Genomic DNA, 24,879 nt, shown 5'->3' with positions numbered 1-24,879 from the left:
GCTTAACCTCAAACCCAGGACTCAGATAAACATAACGAACAGCACATAAGACAGCGACATCATCGCAAGGGAGTGCTTGATCCCTGAGGAAATGTTTCCCGAGCCCATTTTACCTGCAACCAGCCCTGAGCCGAAACCCTGCAGGAGAGCTGCATGGAAGAAGAGAAGGGTGTATTCCTTCAGGTCAAAACCTCCCATGGACATTGCTGGGTTACTCGAACCGTCAAGTGCAGGCAGGAAGAACGCAGCAAGCACGTATACTATCACCAGAAAAACAAAGAACGTCACAAAGATGATAAAGACATAGATAAACATCTCTGCAGAACGCTCTTTCTTGAGGTTTTTCTCGATATCTGCATCATCCGCAACCGTGCTGATAACCTGATGTATATCTCCTGTGGACTCGCTTGCTTTGGCAATAAGGCTCAGGCTACGTCTGGTCATGTTGGTCCGGATCCTGGCTTCAAAACGCTTCATAGCGTCTACAAGGTTTGAATTCCAGCGGATATCCGCAACCGTACGTTTAATTTCGGATTTAAGCCTGCCCATATTTGACTGGGCTGTAATGGCAATGGCATCGGCAAGCAGAATTCCTGTACCGTTGATACTTGCAAGCCTTTTAAGGAATTCAGGAACCTGGTCCTCAATCTGCCTTATCCTGCGGACTTCAAGTTCGTGGAAGATTATGTAAGGAATGAAAAGAATAAGAAGAGTTGCATAGAGATAGTCGTCAAGAGTGGATGCTGTCTCGACAAAACCTCCATAGTAAGGCCCGTGTTCCATGTAAGCAGAAACAAAATATCCCAGGGCGACCGGAGCGCTCACCACGAAAGCATATACAGGTCTGTCAATCATAGCCCTTATGGGATGCAGGAGAATTCTTTTGACTCTGGAGACCTTTTCAAAGAACTCCATTTTCTGAAGTAGCTCTTCATCAACTTCGGTTAACGGTTTTACCCTGACGTCGCTGAAAGAATCCGGCCTGATTGCAGAGATTTGCTCTTCAGGCATCTTTTCCGCATCTCCTGTAAGCATATCCAGAAAGACAAGGAAAATCATAGTCCCGAAAGGAATTGCACCGTATACAAGGATATAGAGCTGGGTTGGGCCCCCGTTATCGATCATATTCATAACAACGAGGATAACCATAAGGAAAAGGGGACCTACAACGAACACCGTAATATAAACCTCTGCCAGGAGACCGAGGGTTTCAAGGAAACGTTTGTGTTCCTTATTTGCATTCGATTTATAAAGGTCAGTCTTGTTTTTCAGGTAAAGAGTAATGTCTCCTCCGCTTGAAACTATAGAAATCAGACCGTCTACAAGGTCTTTGAACTGCTCAGAAGGCGTCCTGTCAGCAGAGTCCCAGAGAGAATCCTGAAGGTCTTTTCCAAAGTACTCTATATCCCTGACAATATTCCCGAATTCACGGGCGGTGGTCCCGTAAAGATGGGAATGCTTCGAAAGCGACTTCATGATATCATAGATGGTCATGCCTCCGCCTCTCTGCAGGACATAGAGAAAAGCTGTTGCATGAGGCATTGATGCGTTGATAGCGCGCTTCCTGCTGTCAGCCTTCATGGGCGGGTATGCCATGATAAGCCCGTAAGTAAGGGCAGAAATCATAGAAAAGAGAATGATTCCCCCTATAACCGTAAGGATAAAAGGGAGATGAGATTCGATAAATGCAGGAGTCTCAACCGCCCGGGTTACCCTGTTCGAGATGCCGAACATTGAAACAATGCTTTCCGGAGTAATTCCCCGGAAAAGTTGACTCCCGAGAAGCAAGCCTGCAAGCCCTCCAAAAATTCCCGCAAGCAGGGAAAATAAAATTGCGGTTGAAACATACTGCTCCACAGGCAAGGGAATTTGGGCCTGACGAAGCTTTATCCTGAGAAGGGCAAACTTATCTTCTTTTTCAAGAATTTTTTCTCCGAAAATCCTGAATGCCAGGGTATTTATAGCGTTCATGGATACCCCCGATTAACTGTGATGTGCTACCATATCCCGCAGGGTATCGTTTCCAACCGCTTCCATTACAAGCTGCGGATTTGTAGCATACATATGTACTATAAGGGAAACGCTCACGTAATCACGGATCTGTTTTGCTGCCATATAGGCAAGGATTTGCTCCCGGTTTTTAAATTCAATAAAGAGTTTATCAGGGCTCCATCCTCTTGCTCTCATAATCTCATTAAGCACATAGGAATCGCCTGCCCGCTTGAAGTTATCGTGCACCGGCTCCCAGCGGTAGAGTTCATTGATCCTCAGACTTCCTGACCTTGCGTCAAGTCCTGTGATCTCCACTATTGTTTTGGTTCTCCTAACTCTGGTCTCATTGACATAGGTCTGCATCTGAATGCAGATGATACCAAGGGCCTGCATCATTACATGAGGTACGTTGATAGGCTCGTTCTCAAGCCTGTTAACTACAGTCTGCACATCGCTTGCATGCATTGTTGAATAGGTGGTGTGGCCTGTCGACATTGCCTGGAAAAGGGTAAGAGCCTCTTTACCACGTACTTCGCCCACCAGGATATACTCAGGACGCTGCCTGAGAGCAGCTTTCAGGAGCTCATACATTGAAACTTCGCCAGTACCTCCAACTGTGAACGATTTCCTGGTTGCTCCTGCAATCCAGTTTTCATGGTAGAGCATTATTTCCCTTGTGTCTTCAATGGACACCACTTTTGACAGCCTTGGAATAAAAAGAGAAATAGCATTCATAAGAGAAGTTTTACCTGAGGCCGTGCCCCCAGCAAAAAGCACACTGATGTTGTTTTCAATTGCAATCCAGTAGTAAGCCATCATTTCGACACTGCATGTGCCGTACCGCATCAGGTCAACAGGAGTTATCGGATCTCCTTTAAACTTACGGATTGTGTAAGAACTTCCCCTTGTAGTAACTTCTTTTCCGAGGGTTGCCTGAATTCTTGACCCGTCAGGAAGAGTCGCATCTACGATTGGTTCTCCTATGGAGATGTGCTTGCCGCTCCTCTGGCAGAGCTTGACAACAAGGGAATCCAGTTCTTTCTCCCCAAAATGGATATTGGTCACGATGTTGTTGTGCTTTCTATGGTAAAGATAAATAGGGATTTCGATACCGGAACAGGAAATATCTTCTATGTTCGGGTCATGAATCAGCGGGTTTATCCTTTCATATCCAATGAAATTTCTTCTCAGGAAATACATTATTTTATGAATGGAGGAAACTTCAAGGGTACTGTAATATTGATCAAAAAGCCGCATAGACCTGTTAATGAGGACGACGTCTTTTTCTTTTCCGGTTATCATGTCCTCCTGAGTAAGAACGTCTTCAAGATTATTTCTGACCCTTTCAAGAACAGTTTTTTCATAGACGGTTAGAGTAGGCTCAATAACATAATAGTATTTCATTTCCCTGTTTTCTATTATGCTGACAAAAGCGTAAGGCTCTTCTACCCAGTAGCGTTCGATTTCAGTAAATCCCGCAGGAATTTCATATTCAAGAAGAGGGCCGCAGGTTTCCGGATCATAAGGCGGAAGAACCCTTATTTCCTCGTCCTTCAAATTCCGGATTATTTCTTCAAATTTCTTTTTTGCCCCCTCAGGGGTTTTTACTTCCTCAAAGAACTCTTTGAGCTTATCACTTAATTTTTCGCCTTCTTTAATCCCCATTATGTCCCGGGTAAGACCTTTCATATTTTCGGCGAATCCGGGTTTTTTCTTGATTTTTGCCTTCCGGACAGCTTTTTTGGATTTACCTGAAGTTCGGACTTTTTTCTCTATTTTTGTTTCATGAGAACTCTTTAATTCCTTAACTCCATCTTTATCGCCTGCAGTCCCTTCAAGATGAGGCCCTCTCGGAGGGGGAAAAATGCCTTTATTTTCAGTTTCCTGAATTAGTTCAACTTTCTTTTCAGAAGTCGCCTCTTTAGAAACAGCAGGTTTTTGTTCAGAAGCCGCATTTCCATCAGAAAAGGTCGTTTTATCGCTGTCGGGCTCGTCTGCAATTAAAGATGGGCCATGTAAAACTTCAGATTTCAAACCCCCTTCAGCCCCTGTTTCCGGGGAAAAACTCTCAAATTGTACAGATTCCAGTACAGGTTTGGTTTTACGGCTTTCTACCTTGATTTTCATATCAGGGAGATGAGTATTTTCATTTTGAGCATCCCCATCTTCTTCATTCTCATTTTTTGCAATTTTATTGAAATCATTTTCATTTCCCGCAGTTTCGTCTTTTAAAGCTTCCTGCAGGATATTATCCGTATCTGCACCTGTATCCTTTCCAGCCTGAGGGCTGCTACCGGGCGTATTAGCACCGGTTTCATAAGGAATTTTCTTGACAGGCACCTGTAAAAGATAGGATTTGCCTGCCTGAACATCTTTTTCCTCGCCTGTACACATGTTCTTTTCTGATCTTTCTGAGTCATCCGGAGATTTCTCGTTTTTAGAAACCATAGAAGCTCACCCCACCGGAGATTAGTCCCCTCGTAAATTCGGCTATCAGTATAAAATAATAATATAAGTTCTGTTTAAATTTATCCTAATTGTTAAAGGTCTCCAATAGTATTCATCGTGTTACTAAACAATGATATTTCATTCGAAATTTAATTTACTCTTCAATGAATATAGAGAAAAACTACTGAAAATTTTGAAATTAATTAAATAAGAAATAGCGTTTAAGAGTATAAATCTTTTCATGAAGATAAATCATAAAAAATATATTATATTTAATTTGTATTGAAAATTGAATTCAAATTTAAAAGCTAATATCCATACAGGAAAATATAAAAAGGATTTTTAAGAAAAATTATTTGAAAAGAAAAATTATTTGAAAAAGAGAATAGAATTATAATTAATCAGAGGCTCAAAGGAGTTTAATCCCGGATGAGGTAATTTCAAATCTAATAGGGTTTAAACTGAGGCATGTCCGTCTCATTTTAGGAATTCTTATGTAGCGTTCAATGTTTCCCGTATATGGGTTTTCGTCTACCATAAGCCGGAGAGAACCGCTTACAGAATATTCGGCAAGGTTGTGAGTCATCTTGCAAGCCGTGTCGTCCATGACAAACATTGCCGTGCAGTCACCTCTGGTGCTCAGGATAAAATTCAATGCGTCAAACTGGTCCCTGAAATCCTGTATAGAGAGCCTTAGTGTGAAAACCCCTATATTGTCAATAACCACGACATCTGTTCCTTCAGGTACATAATCAGAAAGGGTGGGCAGTTCAATTTCAAGGCCTTCGGGAGTGAAACCGAATTTGGAAGTCTGAACTTTTTCCGAGCGGTTCTGAAAGGACCTCTCAATAGCAAGCTGACCATTTTCATAATATTTAGTAAGCCCGAGACCCAGCATTTCGGATAGGTCAAGAATATCCTCAGGAAGTTCTTCCGTTGCAACCAGAACACACTTTTTACCATCAAGGCATGCCCTGTGCAGAAAATGAATGGTAAAAGTTGTTTTACCGGTTCCTGTATCCCCTGTGATAAGGAGAACCCTGCCCGCCAGGTATCCACCGCCGATTCTTGTGTCAAGCTCAGGTATTCCTGATGATATCCGTTTCATTGTTTTAACTCGGTCCATTTTATCATAATCTTTAACCCGCTGAGTTGCAGTACAGAGAAGAGGGCTAGAATTGAATTTTATTTATAGAGTATAAGGAGAGCTCTTATATAAAATGTACATACAGAAAAGAGAAGAAAATAGATAAAGAAGAAATAAAAATTAAAAAGATATTAAAAAAGAAACGACGAGAGGGGGACTCGAACCCCCGGGATGCGGAGCATCACGGGATTAGCAATCCCGCGCCATACCGGGCTTGGCTATCTCGTCACATTGAACTTTAGAAACGCGTCCCCTAAAACGCATTTCATATATTTAACCTTTTCCGGAGAGAGAAACATATTTAAGGGATTGATTAAGTGAAAAATCACAGTTATATTATAAAACCAAACTTTTCAAATGGATTCAATAATGGATCAAGTGATGAGCACGCCTCAGGTCGCTGCGCCTCGGAAGCTCCAGTAGGCTGAGATCTCTTCTCCACCCCGCGACCCCGCAAGCGACGGTTGCCCACAGTGAGTCTGCTCCCTTCCGGGCCTCGACCGGTTTCCACGGTTAGGGTATGAGAACCTGTTTTCCAGCAGGCCCGCATACCTGCACCATCCAAGCAGGACGGGGCTTCTCAGTTGAGACTTCAGGCTGGAATCTCTCTGGCACATCTTCCTTTGGCTTCGTCCCCCGCGTATCGGCGATTTCGGGTTACAGGTAACGCCGGGCTACCCGGACTAGCTCATCAGCTATACAAAGACATATGTAGTATATAAAAATATCCTACCCGTATCTCTCCCGATATCTATTTTTTAGTAAAATAGTCCGGATATTTAATCCGCCTGAAAAGAAAAAGCAAAGACGGAAAAGGTATTTTTTACACATAGAACAGGAAAATTAAAAAATTTGCCAGGTATTAAAATATTTGATAAAGAATAAATCCCCGCATTTATTTATACGTCATTTTTCAAAGTAATATTACACAAAATCTCAAACGGCTTAAGTGATATGTCAAAAACCCGGAAAAATAAAAAGATGAGGGGATCTATATGAGATATGGAGTTGCAGTTGACCTGGGAACAAGTGGGTATCGAGCTCAGAAGATTGACATGGATACCAGAGAAATCAAAAGGACAGTAATAACACTGAGAAATCCTCTTCCCGGAGCGAATGTGATGGATCACATGGACTTCGCAATTCGCTACGGGCAGGATCTTGCACATGGGCTATCGGTAAATGCGGTAAAAACCCTGCTCCAGACGCTTGATGTGCCTAGCGAGGAACTGGACAGAATTTCAATCTGCGGAAACCCGATTCAGTTGTCTATTTTCCAGGGAATCACTATCGAAGACCTGGCTTACGCAGGGGAACGGAAGAAAAAGAAGTACAACATACAGGAACAGACCAGAAACGCGAGGATAATACCCAGCAGCGAAATTTCAGGGCTTGAAGAGTTCAACTGCGAAGTTGTAGTCCCTCCTGCCATAAAACACGAGGTAGGAGCGGATGCCCTTGCTCTCATAACCAAATCGGGAATGCTTGAAAGTGACGAAATATCAATTGCAACGGATTATGGGACAAATGCCGAGATGGCACTCAAAGTAAAGGATATCATTTATACAGGCTCGGCAGCAGCAGGTCCTGCGCTTGAAGGGCAGCAGATAAAGCACGGAACCCTTGCTTCTCCCTTTGCAATTTCGGACTTTGAATTCGAAAACGGGGCATTGAGGAACTATGTATTGAACGAAGAGATGAAGCCCGACCCTGGGGATCTTGTTGACCCTAAAACCGGGGAAATCCTTGAAGAAGGTAAGATTAAAGCAAAAGGGATCACAGGTACTGGAGTTATTGCCCTTATTGAAAAAGCCATAGGGTATGGCCTGGTTGAACTTCCGAAAGTCAAGACCCCGGACGGATTTATTCACCTGCAGAACAATATTTCTTTCTCGGAAAGAGACCTGAAAGAAGCCGGAAAAGCTATTGGCGCTATCAGAGCAGGGCATATAACTCTCTGTGCGGCTGCAGGCATCGAAATGACAGATATAGATGTTGCCTATATGGCAGGGGCTGCCGGAACTTACATGGACGCTGAAAAAGCCCAGAAAATTGGATTAATCCCTTACTCGACAGGAAAAATTGCTCAGCTCGGAAATACTTCACTTGCAGTTGCAAGGGAGACCCTGCTTTCAGAGGAGAGGCTCTGGGAGCTTCAGGACATTGCAAGCCAGATAATAGGCACTCATATAATGTTTGCGACTGTTCCGGAATTCAGGGATGCATATGTCCTTGAACTTGCGTACTGGGAAGAGGGGATGCCCTTCAAGATGTTTAAGAAATACCTTAAAAAGAAGGGGCTTCCGTCACTCGATGACCCTATAAGCAACCCTGTGGTCGATAAGCGCGTGGAAAGAGATATCCCTGTGCTTGGAGAGGAGGGCCTGTACGTACTGGAAAGGGTAGGGACCTATATGACCATGGTAGTCTCTGACTGCCCCGAGTGCAGGAAGTGCATAAAGGTCTGCCCCAACGATGCCATTTCAATTGACGAAGAAAACAGGGTTATGATAAGCACTGACCTCTGTGAAGGTGCACACTGTCAGAAATGCATTAGAGCCTGCCCTCCGGACAAATTCGACTGGAAGAACCTGGAAGTTTTCAAACCCCCACAGCAGGAGTAAGCCAAATCTGGTTACTACTGAACCGGCACTTTAATACTGATCGTGCAGGAAGACATAAGTTTAAAATAAATATTTAATGAGAGTTGAAGCTGAGAGACGCCCACGCACGACAGTATTTAATGTGTCATCTTAAAGTGTCATCTGGTACTGCCCCTGCAAGGAAGTACTGTATAATAGAATCGTCTCTTATTGAGGAATTGAGAATTTTTGTTTTATTGAGGAACTATACTCTTATTGAGATTTCTGCTTAATTTGGGAATTATACTCTTACTGAGAACTTCTGCTTAATTGAGAGAAATAATGAAAATGCAGGGAATAATGAAAAAACTCGGATAGAAAGAGAGTATGCTGGTCCGGAAAAGGGAAAACAGAATTAAGCAGATAGTTTTGGGCGGTTGTGTGCAGAATAAACACAAATTATATAAACAACCTCATCATTAGAAATTATTGAGGCATCTAATCCACTTTCACACCAAAAAGAATCTACCATCTAGCCCATAATAGATTTCTGATTAAATAAAGTCTGTTTTGTTAGATGCCTCAATCACCCATGTGGATGAATTCTGGTTAAAGCACGCTAAGTGGGATAGAGAATCATCATATATAAACTTTTATTTTATAATCATAAAATAAAAAAATGAGATCATCTATTTCTTTCGACAAATAAAGTAATTTCATATAGATCCAGGCATGAATGCCTGCAAAACTCAAAAGATTAAATACCCTTATGATGTATTGTCTTCCTTTTCTCAGAAAACTTCCGGGTCAGGGCATGGAGAGCTCATAGAAGTATTATTTCTCGGAGATGTAGATAACAGTCTGGTCCAGACATTGCATGGGAAAAATAGAAGTCCTAAAATGGGAAGCCAGATAAGAAAGTATCCGTTCATCCGGAATACTCCATTCATCTTTTCCGTAAAAAGCTTAATATGATCTTCATTTTCGACTGGTCTGTAGATGATTAGTGTTAAATAAACAAAAACTCAATAAAAAAGAATAGAAAGATAAGAAAAAGAGATAGTGGGAGAAAGAATTATTCTGGGAAAACAGGGAATAAAATTAGCATAAATTTTATAAATAACCTGTACATAGGAGTTAATGAGGCATCTTATCCACTTTCACACCACAAATTATCTACAACATCTAGCCCTGTAGAATTTAGTTACGCATCACCCGTTAATTAGATGCCTCATCACCCAATTGAATTATATTCAGGTTAAAGCTTTCATATACAGAAGGGATTCATTAGATATAAATATTTATATTTAAGCCTGTCGATAAAAACAGAACGATCGATAATATTTTAGGATCACGAAAGAAATTACTTTTTTTGTATTTATGAAATTTAATAAAAAAGGAAAAGAGTTTCAGAGTGAATAGGCTTCTCGAAGCTTTATAACGAGCCCTTCTACCTGTTCCACTGCTGTCCCTATATATTTGTCAGGGTTTACAAGGTTCTCAATATCTCCTGCACTCAGATATTTTGAAACGGAAGGAGTATCCAGAAGAACCTGTTTGAAATGCTGCCCTGTATCATGAGCTCTCATAGCTGCAGTCCGGACAAGTTCGTGGGCTTCCTGCCTGCCGACACCTCTTTTTGCAAGTTCTATCATAACAGCCTCGCCCATATTCAGACCATTTAAGGAATCAAGGTTCCTGCGGATATTTTCAGGATAGAACCTGAGGTTTTCAAGAACGCTGATCCCGAGTTTAATGATATGATCGGTAAGTATACAGGCTTCAGGGAAGACAATCCGTTCACTTGAAGAATTCGTGAGGTCCCTCTCGTCCCATAGTGTGTTGTTAAGGAGTTCAGGCTCAACCATTGCCCTTACTATTCGGGCGAGCCCGCAGATCTGTTCGGACTTGATAGGATTACGCTTGTGAGGCATGGTGGATGAACCTACCTGCTTTTTCCCGAAACTTTCCTCTATCTCGGCGATCTCACTGCGTTGAAGAGTCCTGATTTCGATCCCGATCTTGTCCAGTGTTGTAACTACATTTGCCATCCACATAACAAACTCGGCATGTCTGTCCCTCTGGATAATCTGGTTTGAGACATCAACAGCCCCGATTCCGAGGTGTTGCATTGTAAGTTTCTGAATAAGGATTCCCGATTTTCCAAAAGCTGCCTGAGTGCCTACAGCGCCGGTCATCTGCCCCACAGTAGCTCTTGGAGTCAGTTCGTACAGGCGGTCAAGATGCCTTGAGATTTCAGAAGCCCAGATTGCAAAACGAAGACCGTAAGTGGTTGGAACACCTATCTGCCCGTGAGTCCTTCCGCAGCAGACAGTATTTTTGTGGGCTTCAGCCTGGTTTACCAGAACTTTTAGAAGGGTTTTGAGTTTGTCTTCCAGAATATCAATTGCGTCTTTAATCTGGAGAGCTGTTGCGGTATCAAGAATATCGTTTGAAGTGGCTCCGAAGTGAACCCATTTTCCTGCGTCATCCCTGCACATCTCTGAAATTGCAACAACGACAGCCATCATGTCATGGTGGATCTCGGATTCTATTTCATCGACTCTCTCGGCTTTTACAGAGGCAATGCTTTCGAATATAATTTCAGCCGCTTCTGCGGGAATAAGCCCCATATCCGCTTCTGCCCGGGCAAGAGCTGCCTCGGTCTGCAAGATCTTAGCAAGTCTGTTTTCCTGACTCCACACATATTTCATTTCTGCTGTACCGTACCGGTATTCTATAGGATGAATAGCCATATCAATCACCACACTGGAATCGAGAATTAAGTTATCCCGGGTCTACATTAAATTTTAAATTAATCCTGGTTTTTGAATAGTCTGAGTTCGATATTTTCTGCCTGATTGTTTTTGAGTCAAAATTGTCTTTCAGACTAGATTACCTTTGGCCTGACAATCCTGGAATTACATAAATTCAGTCATAAACTTCACAGGCTATCAATATCAGCCTGTTAATGGCAGTGTAAAAATACATTTACCGCCAGAAATGCCAGCATTGATATTATTACTATTAAACAGATGTCATTAATATTCTGCAATATTCTGCAGTCTCTAACTCCAGCCTGCAGGATACGGGATAAACAGCATAACCAATAAATAACCTTTGAGTATGAAGAAAAGGGCAGGGTATGTGATAGAAGAGAAAAAGAGTTCAAACCCAGTAAGCCGCGGAAATTTTTGATGAAAAACATTATATGTCTTAACATCCATTAAGCGGGCTATATACCGTATTGATAATAAAAAATAATAGCAGGTGACAAAAATGGGTCGTTTTCCAGAAGCAGAAGAAAGATTGTTAAACAAGAAAATCTGCATGAAGTGTAATGCCAGAAACGCTACAAGGGCAACCCGCTGCAGAAAGTGCGGTTCCAGCGCTCTTCGCGTAAAATCCAAGGAATCCAAGGGAGCATGATCTTTTTTGCAGGTGGAAGCACACCTCCAGAAGATTATTGAAAAGGACGGAAAAGTTCATCTTACCCTTATCGATCCGGCGTCCCAGACGCCTGATAGAGCCGCCGAAATTGCTCTTGCAGCAGTTGAAGGGGGCACTGATGCCATCATGATAGGGGGCTCAACCGGAGCGTCGGGAACCCTGTTAGATGAGACTGTAATAAAAATCAAAGAGAATATACACGTCCCCACAATCCTTTTCCCGGGAAGCTCAGCCGGGCTCAGTAAGTACGCAGATGCGGTGTTTTTTATGAGCCTTTTGAACTCAAGGGATCTGGGATATGTAATTACAAACCAGGTTCTTGGAGCTCCGCTTGTATACAGAAGCCAGATCGAGCCAATCTCCATGGCATACCTTATAGTTGAACCAGGAGGCACTGTTGGCTGGGTGGGGGACGCCAAACTGATTCCAAGAAAGAAGCCTGAAATTGCCGCAGTCTATGCTCTTGCAGGCAAATATCTTGGCATGCATTATACCTATCTGGAAGCAGGATCCGGGGCTGATTCTCCAGTCAACCCTGAAATGATAGGGGCTGTCAAGCAGGTACTTGGAGAAAACAAACTTATTGTTGGCGGCGGGATAAGAAACGCGGAAACAGCAAAGATCTGTACCTCTGCAGGTGCGGATATGATCGTCACCGGCACAGTTGTTGAAGAAGTAAAAGACGTTACTGCAAAGGTGGCTGAGATTGTATCAGCCATAAAAAGATAAGTGCCTGTTAAGGGCTCAAGGTGTGCTACCTGCTTATTGCATCAAAAAGATTTGTTGCGCTTGACCGATTTTAAACATTAATATTTTTGTGGTTCTGAAAGTTTCGGAACTTACTTATTTCTTTTCAGAGATTTGCTGTTTGACTTCAAATTTTAGACTTATGGTTCCTTTTCAGATTTTTGCTTTGAGTTTCCTGTAAGACTTTTACCTAAACTTTTTATTTCTGAAACCTTTTATACTTAGAAATATTCTTGAATACTTAACTTCTCAGAGCATATAATATTAATAGTTCACAGGTAGACCATCAGTAACCTGTTGTAATACACACATTCAGAAATATCACTTAAATTTAATCTAGTAACATATTAAACAATAAAAGATATTAATTAGTGTTACATGGCCCAGGATTCAGGCAAGAACGAGTAACTTCTTGTAATAGACCTGAAAATCTCAGTATCGGGCCCAAAAATGCAGTCAGCACTAAGAGGTATGATTATGATCAGGATTTCCAATCTGGTAAAAGATTATGAGGTACGTTCCGAAAAAATAAGAGTATTAGACCATATCGACCTCACGGTGGAGGACGGAGAAATCCTCGGAATTACAGGTCGAAGCGGAAGTGGAAAATCTACTCTGTTACGGATTATCCGTGGAGTCGAGCCCTTTAACGAAGGGACTATAGAAGTTGATGGAAAAGTTGTAACTCCGGATTCAGGGATTGAGGGCGAACACTTTCTGAAAAGTGTCACGGCAATACACCTCCAGCGGAATTTCGGTCTCTGGAACGGTCCTGCAATAGAAAACATCATAAGGAAATTGAATTACCTTAGAGTAGGGCATGAAGCTCTTCCGCACAATGAGACAGATGATTATAAAGATCTCTTTGACGAAGCTATGGAGTACATAAAACTGGTGGGCCTGGAACACAAAGCCCTTCATTCCACAAATCTTCTGAGCGGGGGAGAAAAACAAAGGGTTGTAATGGCAAGGCAGCTTGCAGCAAAACCAAAAGTCCTTCTCCTTGATGAGCCCGTAACGATGACAGGCCCGGATACAAAGCAGGAAATCCTTGACGTTATAAAGAGTCTGAAAGAAAAACTGAATATCCCTATTATAGTTGTATCCCACCTTCCTGAAATCCATGCTTATCTTGCAGACAGACTTATCTTCCTTGAGAAAGGGAAAATCGCAGCAGATGGTGAACCCGCCTGGGTCCTTAAAAACTTCCTGAAAGATATGAAACCAAGGGAAGAACTTTCAGAATCCGGGAACAAAGAAGTCTGCATTAAAGTAAGAGAGATATCAAAACGTTATTCTCTTATCCGGATGGGAGAAGTTCTCAACATCAAAGATTTCTCTCTGGATGTTTATAAAGGAGAAATTCTGGCGTTTATAGGGCCTTCAGGAGCCGGAAAAACAACAATAATGAAACTGATGGAAGGTCTGGTAAAACCGAAAAGTGGGACTGTCGAGTACCTCTGCAAAGGTGAGTGGGTGGATGTCACCGGATATAGCAGGAAGCGTATGGAACTCAGGCGCATTATGAGCATTATGAACCAGGAATTCTCAATGTCCGTAAACTCAACTGTGAGAGACCAGATCCGCTTCAGGCTGAGCCTGAAAAAACAGGGTGCAATCGAATATGCAAGAAATAAAGCCAGCGAACTGGGACTCTCAGATGAAACCCTGGATACAATTTATCGCCTGCCAGATATGCCTGAAGAGGAAAAGACAGAAGCGCTTAGAGAACTCAACCTCAGCGACACGATTTATTACGAACTTTTCCCAACAGTTCCGGTTACTGATGTTGACATCTACTCAAAACCCGTTTTCGAAGCCCTTGACCTTCCACTTGAAATCCTTGACAAGACTCCTTACCAGATAAGCGGAGGAGAACACGTCAGAGCTTTTATTGCCCTGAGCCTTGCAACCTCTCCAGAATACCTTATGCTTGACGAGCCTTTCGGAGACCTTGACCCCGTAACCCTGAGGGATGTAACAAATTCATTAAAAAGGGTTAACGAGCGTTTTGGCACAACAATTGTACTCGTAAGCCACCATATGGACTTTGTTAGAGAAGTCGCTCATAGAGCTCTGTTGATAGAAAACGGAGCTCTTGTAATGGACGGAAAGCCTGTTGAAGTCTGCCAGGAGCTTATTAACAGGAGTAATGCACCTTACATGGAACACAGCCTGGATGACCTGGTTGAAGGAGACCTCCAGAGTCAATAACTGGTATTAAACCAGTGATTAAAGAGTCTGCTATAGACTCTTTCCTTCATTTTTTACCAGTATTGCTGGCCAAATAAGAGTTTTTACAGCTTATTTAAGCATTTACTCCTTATCTGAGCTCCAGAGAAAAAAATAAGTTACAGGACGTCATTTTTATTCGGTCTGGTTTTCTTTTATGAGCCTGTCCCACTCTTCGTTTCCGAATTTTATGTACAGGCTGGAAGGTACAATTGGCTTCCCAAGGTCTTCAATTATTTTTTCAGAAAGCATGTGGTTTTCAACGATTTCTTTACCGGCAGACCTGAGCAGTTTTTTGTATTTTCCTATGAGAGGTTTCAGCATGATATTTTTCTGGCCCCTGAAAATTTCCCCTTCTGCTCTATAGATTTCCGCGACAAGCTCAGTATGAAAAGTTCTTGCAAGCCTCCGAAAGAAAAGCCTCTCTACATCGAAATTTATCTGCCCGGGAAGCCCTGCATTCGAAATTACGGCAAATTTCGGATATTTTTCATAACGTTTAGCGTGTCTGTACTCTCCCTTCCCGTCTTCCTCGAATTGAGGCAAAAGTACAGGAGAAAGCCTCTCTACGAAGCTTTTCATTATAGAAGGGACATTATCAAAGTATACAGGGCATGCAAAGACCACAATATCCGAGCCCATGAACCTGGAGATCAGGTCTTCCATGTCATCGTGAATAGTACAGCTGCCCGGAGTCTTAAGCCAGCACTCAAATTTCCCCCTGCAGCGCCTGATATTTTTCTCTGCCAGAATAATATTTTCAGTCTCTGCCCCGGCTTCTTCTGCTCCTTTCAGGAACTCCTCAACCATAATAAGAGTATTTCCTTCCCTGCCCTTATGGCTCCCGCTGAATACTGTTATTTTTATAAGATAACCCCCTGCTGTCCCATAGAAATCGAAACTGGTAAAAGCTGATTATTCGGCCTGAAATTTTCAAAATTGCTATCAAAACCCTTTGTTTGCGCCTGCGAAAAAGCCCTCTTCAAAGAGCGCCTTTTTTCTACATGTTATTTTCACTTCTGTCCTCATTAATATTCTGACTGAATTTTTTTCCAGAATGCCATGCTTTGCCGAGGTGCTCGCCGATTCCCCAGTAATTGTTGTCATACATGGAAAAAACGATGGGTTCGATCTTTTCTACATCAGGAATCCCGTTGCAGAGATATTTCTCTTCTGCATAGCTTTCCATAATCTCACCGATAAAAACCTCACTGCCACCGCCAAAGTCCAGAGTATCGACCAGCCTGCACTCGAGATTGACAGGACATTCATGGATCATTGGAGCTTTCCCAAGTTTTCCGTAAAAACTCCGAAAAATGTCGGATTTATCGGCTTTTTTCCCGGATACTATGCCGCAGTAATCCGTGACTTCAAGCATATGTCTGGAAGGAATATTCACGCTGAAGCATTTATTTTCCCGGATACCCTCATTTGTATAATGCATTTTTCCGAGAGTTACCGCAATCATAGGGGGACCTGCCTGAACAATTCCACAAAAAGCAACTGTCAGGTAATTTGGCTTTCCATTAACATCGGCACCTACAAGGACAGTGGGCATAGGATAAAGGAAATTCCTGGATCCAATAGTCTTCTTCTCTCCGAGTTCCACCCTTAAATCCTCCACAAAATTATATAAGCAAAAATCCAGGTTCTTGGTTGCCCTTTTCATGAACCTGTGGAAGAAAACACAAAAAATGTATTTTTGAATAAGTATCCTCCTGCATATGTAATTAGTATTCCGGTTTCTGTTTAAGGATAAATTAAAATTCGTAAGAACTGGTGTTTAAGACCGTTGTTTTTACTCATGCCTCAGCGCATCCACAGGAGTGAGTTTTGCTGCTTTGTTTGCAGGGTAAACTCCGGCAGAAACGCCGACAATTATTGCAACTAGAATTCCTGCCTCGAAAATATAATGTGGATAAAGGAAAGGCAGGTTAAGGGCGGTTGTGACTGCATAAGCTCCCCCAATTCCTACAATCAGTCCCAGAAGCCCTCCAAACAGACTGAGAATAATAGACTCGACAATAAAAAGGACAAGAATGTCAGTGCTTGAAAATCCCAGAGCTTTCATGATCCCTATTTCCCTGGTCCTTTCTGTAACTGTAACAAGCATTATGTTCATGATTCCTATCGAACCCACAAGTAGAGAGATGAGAGCTACTGCAACGAGGAAATTTCTCAGGGTGTCAGAAAGCTGGTTTATTTGCTCAAGGACATCCGCCTGATTAAAAATACTGTAGGGTTTTGCGTCTTCATCATCAAGGTCCCTTGATGAGACCCCAAAGTTTCGGGCAAGTCGCTCATCCACCTCATCCGAGACTTCCTCCACATCCTCGAGACTGTCAGACATCGCAAAAAAGGCTGAAAAATCATCTTCTTCGAGCATCTGGTTGATGGTTGAAACAGGTACAAAAATGGTTACATCCCTATCTATTCCGCCTCCGGTAAACGAAGCGTTCAGGCTTTCAACAACGCCTTTCACCTTGAACGTTCTGGTCACAGTCCGCCCACCCTCCAGACGCAGGGTAACATCTATTGAACTGCGGGCAGAAATACTCCTGTCAAATTTTTCATTTGCGATTTCAGACCCGATAGCTGCAGAAAAAGTGTCCTGGTCGCTTATGAAACTTCCACTTTCCATAACGATGTTAGCAGTATCCTCATAGTCTCCGGTCACCCCTGCGATGTCGATATTTTTATTCTGGGAGAAATAGGTCACTTCCCCAAGCTGCTGTTTTATTGGAGAGACCCCGCTGATTCCAGGAGTTTTTTCGATTATTTGAAGCTCGTTGCTGTAAAAAAGGTTAGGCTCCTGGCTGTAAATGATAATAAAATTGGAGCCCTGGGCACTTATTTCCTCTTCAAAAAACACATTAAAACTTTCCCCAAGAGAGATATTTGCAACTACTGCGGCAATACCTATGACAATACCAAGGGTTGTCAGGCCTGAACGGAGCTTTGAGCTCTTTATACTCCCAAGAGAAATCCCAATAGCTTGCCTCAACTTCAGCATACAATCTCCACGTCAAATGAAGCTTCACGCAATCATAAAGGATGTAAGAAATCCGTACCTTCAGTTAACCTGGTGCTGATTAATTATCCAGAAAACCTTAGTAGATATTAATTCACAAATATATAAGAGCATTATAAGAAAAAAATAAAAAGGTCACTCAGATATTTTGCGAAGAGACAGACAATAAAAAAGGAGAATAATTTGCAACATTGGAAATTAGCACATTTCTTATATATGCTGATGTAATATGATAGAAAATAAAAGCATATGTATTAAATATTGGAAGTTAGGAAAAAATAAATGTTTGAAAATTAATATTGTCCTGTAATTTTCAGGGAGATTCCCTAAAACTTTAACCCTATTTGGAGCGCGGAAAATTATCATACATCTCCGCAGCCTCTGTCTCATGCCCCACTCAAACCCGGATGTGCGCTGAAGATGCGCTTACTGTAAACATATGGAGGGGGAAAGATTCTGACAAAAAAGACTGACAAATACCCCGAACTTTTTTCAAGCATTCCACAGAGCTCTCAGCTCTCTGCCGTATATAGTGATATCGAAGAACTGACAGAACTACTTGTTTCCTATTTTAAACAGGGAATTGAGAGGGGAGAGTACTGCCTCTGGACTGTTACGGACGCACTTGAAGAAGAAAGAGTAAAAAAAGAACTTGAGAAAGCAGATGTGAGTGTCGAGAAATATCTGACTTCATTTCAATTAGAGATTATTAACACCGGCACGCTTTCGAAAGGTTCCCCGCTTCCTGAATCAGCAGTAAAAGAACTCATGAAAGAAAAGAGTGAAAAAGCCTTTTCTGAAGGATTCCCCGGCTTTAGAATGAATGTTAGTATTACCAGGAAGGGAGGTTCCCTGAATCCCGACCCTGAAAAGCTGGAAGAAAACCTTAAAGAGATTAACCGGGATAACGAAAGAAAGCTTACATATCTATGTACTTTTCCTCTTGAAGAATTATCGGGCAGCGAACTTCTCAGGCTTGTGGAGGAAAAGGGCGTTCTCGTTAAAAGAAAAGGTGGCTGGGAATGCCTGATGCATACATGCAACATAAACGGGCAAAAAGAGCTTGAAACGACCCTCCTTAGAGCAAAAAAAGATGCTGAAGCTACAAACCGGGCAAAGAACAGTTTCATAATGAATATGAGCCATGAGCTCAGGACCCCTCTCAATTCGGTTATAGGTTTTTCTGACCTGCTGCTGGAAGGAGCATTCGGGCCCATGAATACAAAGCAGTCAAAATATGTCAATAATATCCTTATAAGCGGAAAAAATCTGCTTGAGATCATTAATAACCTGCTTGATATCTCGAGGCTTGAAGCTGGAGAAAAGACTCTCAAATATGAGGACGTGGATGTTGCAAGCCTCATAGGAGAGGTTAGAATGAACCTCCTTTCACCTGCTTCGGTAAAGAAGATCAATGTCGAACTGAAGATAGACCCCTCTGTAGGAAATGTTGAAGCTGATATTTCAAAACTCAGACAGATCCTGTATAACCTGGTAAGTAACGCCATAAAGTTCACTCCAGCGAGAGGAAAGGTTGTAATCAGCGCCTGCAAAAAAGAAGGAGTTCTCGAAGTAAAAGTCTCGGATAACGGGATAGGGATTTCTGAAGATAGCTACGAGAAAATATTCATGCCTTTCACACAGGCAGATTCTTCCGCAGCACGAGGATATGGGGGAGCAGGACTTGGGTTATTTATTGTCAGAAACTTTGTAGACCTGCATGGAGGGGATATAAGTGTGAACTCCGAAGTAGGGAAAGGAAGTACATTTACTTTCACCATTCCGGCAAAACCAGAGAACACTTCCCTTCAGGAGAACGAAACAAAAAAGTGGAATCATCTACAAAAGGAAAAAAATTGAAAAAAACAGAACTATTAAGTGAAGATGAAAATTGAAAATATATAACTTTCATTAAATACGGGCCTGGATTAAAACCTCTATTTTAAGGATGGAGATCCAGAGGAAGATGCCTGATTAAAAAGTGACAATTTAACTGCAGGCATCAGCAGCTAGTTACCGGAATGCTTCCGGATTACTTATTTATTTTTACTCTGTTTTTTTCGATATAAGAACACACCTGCAGTGGCAAGGGCGACAAGCACGAGGGCAAGTAGAATCATACCGGAGTTACTTCCCTGGTTTTCCCTAGTCTGCTGAATATAAAGATTACTTACCAGATTTTCATGCTTGTTAATGCCATTGCTATAACTTGCGGAGAGACTGAGGTTTATAGGTTCAGAAGTTTCCCATCTGTTATCCAGAGATGAGTCTGCCACAGCATCAAACTTTATTGTGAAAAGCTCGTCAGGGTCCATTGGTCCGATAAAATATTCGACAGGGTAAAACTTTACACCTTCAGCTTCAGGCCTTATGCTAACAGAGTTAAAACTGTTTGGGTGAGTATTTGCCACATCAAATTCTACAGTAGCTTCGCCATTTACCAGCGTGAGGGGCTTTGAAGGAATGACCTTTACATTTGAGGGGTCAACCTCAAGGGGAATGTTCTTCCGGCTATTGTAATCAAAAGAGTTGCCTTCGATTGCAAGCTCGAGGTTGTGCGTTCCCTCATTAGCGTCCTCAGAGACCATAACGTTAAATGTCAGTTTGATACTGTCACCCGGACCAAGAAGGCCCATTTCTCCGTAAGGAGCATCAAGGACGATTACCTCGTCAGAAAGTGGTCTTAAAACTGCAGACTGGATCCTCGCATTGGTATCGTAATCTTTTCCACTGATAGTAACAATCGGGGTTGTTGCAGTATTTTTAAGAGTTGCTGTAATAGTGCCCCGGTCCCCGGGCATAAAGACTTCAGGGGATGAGACAATCTCTGCAAGCTCGACAGTGCCTTTACTGTCGAATGTTTCGGTACCTATTCTTATATCAAATGATTTCTCACTCCATGGGCTGTTATTATTAATTCGGGCACGAACATCAATTGACCTGACCCCTTTCTGAGCGTTCTTGTCCACGAAAAGATGAAACTCTCTGGATGCAAATTTACCAGGAGCAAGAGACCCTATATTCTGCACGGCATTTTCCTGGGAATCAAGGGAAAAGGGATATTCAGGAACTATTTCGAGATCAACGTTTTCTGCCCTATCCCTGCCCACGTTTTCTACCTGAACTGTGAGGTCCAGATATTCTCCTATTTTTGCTGGATAAGGATTTGTTTCGACTATTGTAATCTTCAGATTAGCACCGGCAGTCGATGCAGATGCAGGTGTCGCAATAATGGATGAAACTAAAAGTAAAAATATAATAATGGAGGCAGTCGGCGTCTTTATTCGTTCCATTTTAACTCATCCTGATTAGCTTAATGCAGATAAAATAATCCGGGAGTTCTGATTATTCATATCTATCTTGACTATTTTTATATATCCAGATTATTAGTATTTTGACATTGAATTTCAAAATGTATAGAAGATTCAAAATTAATCCTGTTTATTCTGTATTGCTCTGGATTATTCCGTCTTTTACGAGTACTACCCTGTCAGCATATTTCGCAATTTCTGGGTCATGAGTTATCATTATAATAGTCCTGCCGTCTTTGTTAAGTCTGGCGAACATGCCAAGAATTTCACAGCCTGTTTTAGAGTCCAGATTTCCTGTGGGTTCATCGGCAAGAAGGATTGCCGGGTCATTAATAAGAGCTCTGGCAATGGCTACCCTTTGCGACTGTCCTCCGGAAAGTTCACCGGGTTTATGGTGCATGCGGTCCGCAAGCCCGACCATATCAAGAAGTTCTTTTGCCCTTTTGCGCGTATCCACACCTTCTCGTGAGTTAGCATAGGTGGGCAACTCAACATTCTCAAGGGCTGTGAGCCTCGGGATTAGATTGAACGTCTGAAAAATAAAACCAATTTCAAGCCCTCTGAGCCTGGCAACTTCCTTATCAGATAGTTTAATAATATCACGGCCTTTAATCAGGATTTTTCCTTCCGTAGGCCTATCAAGAAAGCCTATAAGGTTCATAAGTGTGCTTTTTCCAGAACCTGAAGGGCCCATTATAGCAAGAAATTCCCCCGCATATACTGTAAGGTTAACATCACTGAGAATGGGAACTTCCATATCTCCCAGGGTATAACTCTTCTTGACGTTTATGACTTCTATTACTGGAGGCCCAGGTTGACTTTTTCCTCTACCATTACTGCCTGATTGACCAGAATGGGGCAACTCACATTTAAAGGACTCTGTATCAGAAGTTTCACTATAAGAAAGTTTTTCTTCCGAAAACAACTTTTCCTTATTTTCATCTCTAGCGTCTGTTTCCAGAGAGGAAACATCGGGAAAAGAAACTTCATGATCAGCTGTTTTGGAATTCATGTTTACTCCGCTGTTTGTCCAACTTTGAAGTTATTATATGGATTCGTTTAAAGACATCAGTATTTATTAGCTATAAGTGTTTTTCATCGGTATTCGAGTTCATGATAATATCGAGAAAACCAATTTTTCCAGTTAAGGGGCTGATCCCAAAATTCAAAATTGCTTTTCACAATCTCGAATTCAGGATATTCAATCAAGATTCGGATCGCGAGCTGTAATTCTGAAACTTTCATTGATTTGAGAATAAAATTGGTTTTGGGATGAGCTTATCAGTAAAAGTACTGTAAACAAAGGATATTAAAAGTCATTTTACTTATTTAATATAACGGGATTAAAAGTAGAAAAAAACTCGAAGAAAAAGATAGAGATGGTAAAAAATATTGAAAGAATAAGGGTCATTCCTTCAAACTTAAAAGACCCTTATTCATATCGTAAGGCATCTACAGGATTCATATTTGCAGCTTTTCTTGCAGGGTACAATCCCGCGCCCACTCCCACGAGAACCGAAATAAGAATTCCGATTTCGATTAACTTGAAAGGGAAAACCGGCGGAAGTTTAAGTGCCTCTTCAAGGATATAGGCTCCAAAACCTCCTATAGCAGTACCCAGTAGCCCGCCGAGAGAGCTGACCATTATTGACTCCAGTAAAAAAAGGGACAAAATATTGGAACTGCTGTAACCTACGGACTTCATAATACCGATCTCCCTTGTGCGTTCAGTGACCGTAACAAGCATGATATTCATTATTCCTATTGAGCCTACAAACAGTGAAATTAAAGCAAGGACAAGCAGAAAAGTGCTCAAAGCTTTTCCCAGTGCACCGGTCTCTTCTAGGACATCTGCCTGATCGAATACAGTATAAGGCTTCGCGTCTTCATTGTTGAGATCCCTTTCAGAAATTCCGAAGCTTCGGGCAAGTCTTTTATCCACGTCTTTCGAAATACTGCCGATGTTTTCAGAACTTTCTGCCATCGCAAAAAAGGCTCCATAGTCCTTTTCCCCAGTCATCTCATTCATGGTCGAGATAGGGATATAGACTATCATGTCTGTACTGCCATCCCCTCCAACAATAGTTTCTTTTGAATCCTCCAGAATCCCTTTTACTTTGAATTTTTTTATTACAAGCGTGCCGTCCTCCTGCCGGAAAGCAATATCAACACTGCTCCTGTGCGAAATACTCCTGCCAAATTCCTCTTTCGCAAGATCATACCCGAGCACAGCAGAATAAATATCCTTATCTGTAAGGAAACTGCCCTCTTCCATTTTGATTCCCTGGATTTCCTGAAAATCTCCGTTTACACCCACAATGCTCACGCTTTTAACATCAGAAAGGTAATTGATCTCTCCGGATACCGTCTTCCTGGGAGAAACTCCTAAAATCCCGGGAGTGTTTTTAATAATTTCAAGCTCACTATCATAGAAGAGGTTTGGCTGATCGCTATATGCAATTATAAAGTTTGAGCCCACTGAGGAAACTTCATCAGTGAAGAACTGATTAAAGCTGGCACCTAGGGATGCGTTTATAATTACTGCTGCGACGCCTATCACTATTCCGAGTGTCGTGAGTGCAGACCGAAGCTTGGCGCTGCGTATGCTTCCTGAAGCAATGTGAGCCGCCTGTACAAATTGTATCATATTTTACCCCCGCAAATATGACATTTAGAAGGCCTTCATTCACTCATTATTTTTTTCTTCTATACAGGAGAACAGCTGCAGGGATAAAAATGACTGCAATAACACCCGCAATTGCAACTGTAGAGTTTCCTTCAGAAGGCAAAGAGTCAGTTGCAAATTCCAGGTTACCTGCAACATTTTCGTGTCTGTTAATTCCATTATTATAGCTTGCAGTAACAGACATATTTATGCCTTCTGAGTCTTCATTGTCAGATCCCGAAGAATTGTCCCGGACAGCATCAAATTTTATGGTGAACAGTTCATCAGGGTCCATAGGTCCTATGAAGTATTCTGCAGGATAAAATTTCAGACCTTCAGCTTCAGGTCTTATGCTGACAGAGTTTAGCTCGTTTGGATGAGTGTTTGCTACGTCAAACTCTACTATAGCTTGACCATTTACCAGCTCAAGTGGTTTTGAAGTAATCACCTTAATATTTGAAGAGTCAACTTTGAGCGGGATATTCTTCCGGCTGTTATAGTCATAAGAGTTTCCTTCGATATCAAGTTCAAGGTTGTGAACTCCTTCTTTAGCATCTTCCTCAACCTCGATATTGAAAGTCAATTTAATACTTTCTCCCGGCCCCAAAAGTCCCATTTCGTAATAGGGAGCGTACTGAACACGAATTCCATCAGACAACGGCCTTAAAACTGCAGCCTGAATCCTTGCATTGGTATCGTAATCTTTTCCATCGATGCTAACTGTAGCCGCAGTTGCGGTATTCTTAAGAGTTACTGTGACAGTACCTTCATCTCCTGGCATAAAGACCTCAGGGGACGAGACGATCTCTGCAAGTTCGACAGTGCCTTTGCTGGTAAATGTCTCAGTGCCTACTCTTATATCAAAAGATTGTTCACTCCATGGATCATTCGGGCTCGTTCTCGTACGGATGTCTATAGAACGACTTCCTTTCTTGGCGCTTTTATCAACAAACAGATAGAACTCTTTTGTAGCAGTCCTGCCAGGATTGAGAGCTCCGATGTTCTGCCGGGCATTTTCCTTAGAGTCAAGAGAAAAAGGAAATTCAGGGACTACTTCAATATCAATGTTATCCGCTTTGGCTCCTCCGACATTTTCCACCTGTATATTCAGGGTAAGATACTCTCCTATTTTTGCAGGATAAGGATTTGTTTCAACGATCGTTACTTTCAGGTTTGCACTTCCCACTGCTGCAGAAGCCGGACATGCAAAAACTGAGGCAACTAGAAGTAAAGAAAAAAAAGTTGCAATAATACGCTCTTTAATTAACCCCATA

The 24,879-nt window shown here is 42.0% G+C and carries 16 protein-coding genes, 1 tRNA gene and 1 other RNA gene; 5 read left to right on the top strand and 13 right to left on the bottom strand.

The window, feature by feature from the left end; translation table 11 throughout:
* Positions 1-21: 21 nt before the first annotated feature.
* The 5 genes from MSMAS_RS01955 to ffs form a co-directional block, all read right to left on the bottom strand.
* Positions 22-1,971: a type II secretion system F family protein gene (locus MSMAS_RS01955; protein WP_015411458.1), complete on the bottom strand. Its 1,950-nt coding sequence runs from the start codon at positions 1,969-1,971 to the stop codon at positions 22-24.
* A 12-nt stretch (positions 1,972-1,983) separates the two neighbouring features.
* The gene (locus MSMAS_RS01950; protein WP_048039362.1) at positions 1,984-3,681 is read right to left on the bottom strand and encodes a type II/IV secretion system ATPase subunit; all 1,698 of its coding nucleotides are present in this window, start codon (positions 3,679-3,681) and stop codon (positions 1,984-1,986) included.
* A 1,168-nt stretch (positions 3,682-4,849) separates the two neighbouring features.
* A complete protein-coding gene (locus tag MSMAS_RS01945; protein WP_015411460.1) occupies positions 4,850-5,548 on the bottom strand; it encodes an RAD55 family ATPase in 699 nt (232 codons plus the stop codon).
* Positions 5,549-5,730: 182 nt separating this feature from the next.
* A tRNA-Ser gene (locus MSMAS_RS01940) sits at positions 5,731-5,815 on the bottom strand.
* A 151-nt stretch (positions 5,816-5,966) separates the two neighbouring features.
* An RNA gene (ffs, locus tag MSMAS_RS01935) (signal recognition particle sRNA) lies at positions 5,967-6,281 on the bottom strand.
* 301 nt (positions 6,282-6,582) lie between these two features.
* On the opposite strand from ffs, the gene MSMAS_RS01930 reads away from it, so the two are divergent.
* A complete protein-coding gene (locus tag MSMAS_RS01930; RefSeq protein WP_011032890.1) occupies positions 6,583-8,211 on the top strand; it encodes a methylamine methyltransferase corrinoid protein reductive activase in 1,629 nt (542 codons plus the stop codon).
* A gap of 1,367 nt (positions 8,212-9,578) precedes the next feature.
* Here MSMAS_RS01930 and purB read toward each other — a convergent pair.
* Positions 9,579-10,925 carry an adenylosuccinate lyase gene (gene purB / locus MSMAS_RS01925; protein WP_015411464.1) on the bottom strand — a complete coding sequence of 449 codons (1,347 nt, stop codon included), beginning with the start codon at positions 10,923-10,925 and terminating at the stop codon, positions 9,579-9,581.
* Positions 10,926-11,448: 523 nt separating this feature from the next.
* On the opposite strand from purB, the gene MSMAS_RS01920 reads away from it, so the two are divergent.
* The 3 genes from MSMAS_RS01920 (at position 11,449) to MSMAS_RS01910 (ending at position 14,580) form a co-directional block, all read left to right on the top strand.
* Positions 11,449-11,598, top strand: a complete 150-nt coding sequence (locus MSMAS_RS01920) for a 50S ribosomal protein L40e (RefSeq protein ID WP_011035257.1) — start codon at positions 11,449-11,451, stop codon at positions 11,596-11,598.
* Between the two features lie 6 nt (positions 11,599-11,604).
* Positions 11,605-12,348, top strand: coding sequence for a phosphoglycerol geranylgeranyltransferase (locus MSMAS_RS01915; RefSeq protein WP_011032893.1), 744 nt, complete (start codon positions 11,605-11,607; stop codon positions 12,346-12,348).
* A 495-nt stretch (positions 12,349-12,843) separates the two neighbouring features.
* Complete coding sequence (locus MSMAS_RS01910) at positions 12,844-14,580, top strand: ABC transporter ATP-binding protein (protein WP_048038079.1); 1,737 nt, start codon at positions 12,844-12,846, stop codon at positions 14,578-14,580.
* A gap of 153 nt (positions 14,581-14,733) precedes the next feature.
* Here the strand turns inward: MSMAS_RS01910 and MSMAS_RS01905 are convergent, their stop codons facing one another.
* The 3 genes from MSMAS_RS01905 to MSMAS_RS01895 all read right to left on the bottom strand — a co-directional run bounded on the left by MSMAS_RS01905 (position 14,734) and on the right by MSMAS_RS01895 (position 17,611).
* On the bottom strand, positions 14,734-15,408 hold the full coding sequence (locus MSMAS_RS01905) for a flavodoxin family protein (RefSeq protein WP_011032895.1): 675 nt from the start codon (positions 15,406-15,408) through the stop codon (positions 14,734-14,736).
* Positions 15,409-15,598: 190 nt separating this feature from the next.
* A complete protein-coding gene (locus MSMAS_RS01900; protein WP_155395326.1) occupies positions 15,599-16,207 on the bottom strand; it encodes a flavin reductase family protein in 609 nt (202 codons plus the stop codon).
* Positions 16,208-16,396: 189 nt separating this feature from the next.
* Positions 16,397-17,611, bottom strand: a complete 1,215-nt coding sequence (locus tag MSMAS_RS01895) for an ABC transporter permease (RefSeq protein WP_015411469.1) — start codon at positions 17,609-17,611, stop codon at positions 16,397-16,399.
* 471 nt (positions 17,612-18,082) lie between these two features.
* Here MSMAS_RS01895 and MSMAS_RS01890 point away from each other — a divergent pair, with 471 nt between their 5' ends.
* Positions 18,083-19,489, top strand: a complete 1,407-nt coding sequence (locus MSMAS_RS01890) for an ATP-binding protein (RefSeq protein WP_329956999.1) — start codon at positions 18,083-18,085, stop codon at positions 19,487-19,489.
* Positions 19,490-19,665: 176 nt separating this feature from the next.
* On the opposite strand, the gene MSMAS_RS01885 is transcribed toward MSMAS_RS01890, so the two are convergent.
* The 4 genes from MSMAS_RS01885 to MSMAS_RS01870 form a co-directional block, all read right to left on the bottom strand.
* Positions 19,666-20,922, bottom strand: coding sequence for a COG1361 S-layer family protein (locus MSMAS_RS01885; protein ID WP_015411472.1), 1,257 nt, complete (start codon positions 20,920-20,922; stop codon positions 19,666-19,668).
* A gap of 148 nt (positions 20,923-21,070) precedes the next feature.
* The gene (locus MSMAS_RS01880) at positions 21,071-21,952 is read right to left on the bottom strand and encodes an ABC transporter ATP-binding protein (protein WP_011032900.1); all 882 of its coding nucleotides are present in this window, start codon (positions 21,950-21,952) and stop codon (positions 21,071-21,073) included.
* Between the two features lie 420 nt (positions 21,953-22,372).
* Positions 22,373-23,587: an ABC transporter permease gene (locus MSMAS_RS01875; protein WP_011032901.1), complete on the bottom strand. Its 1,215-nt coding sequence runs from the start codon at positions 23,585-23,587 to the stop codon at positions 22,373-22,375.
* Between the two features lie 46 nt (positions 23,588-23,633).
* Positions 23,634-24,878: a COG1361 S-layer family protein gene (locus MSMAS_RS01870; protein WP_011032902.1), complete on the bottom strand. Its 1,245-nt coding sequence runs from the start codon at positions 24,876-24,878 to the stop codon at positions 23,634-23,636.
* Position 24,879: the final 1 nt, after the last annotated feature.

Source organism: Methanosarcina mazei S-6 (assembly GCF_000970205.1).
Classification (GTDB): Archaea; Halobacteriota; Methanosarcinia; order Methanosarcinales; family Methanosarcinaceae; genus Methanosarcina; species Methanosarcina mazei.
Note: the sequence above shows the minus strand (reverse complement) of the source record. Positions and strands in the feature narration are given on the sequence as shown.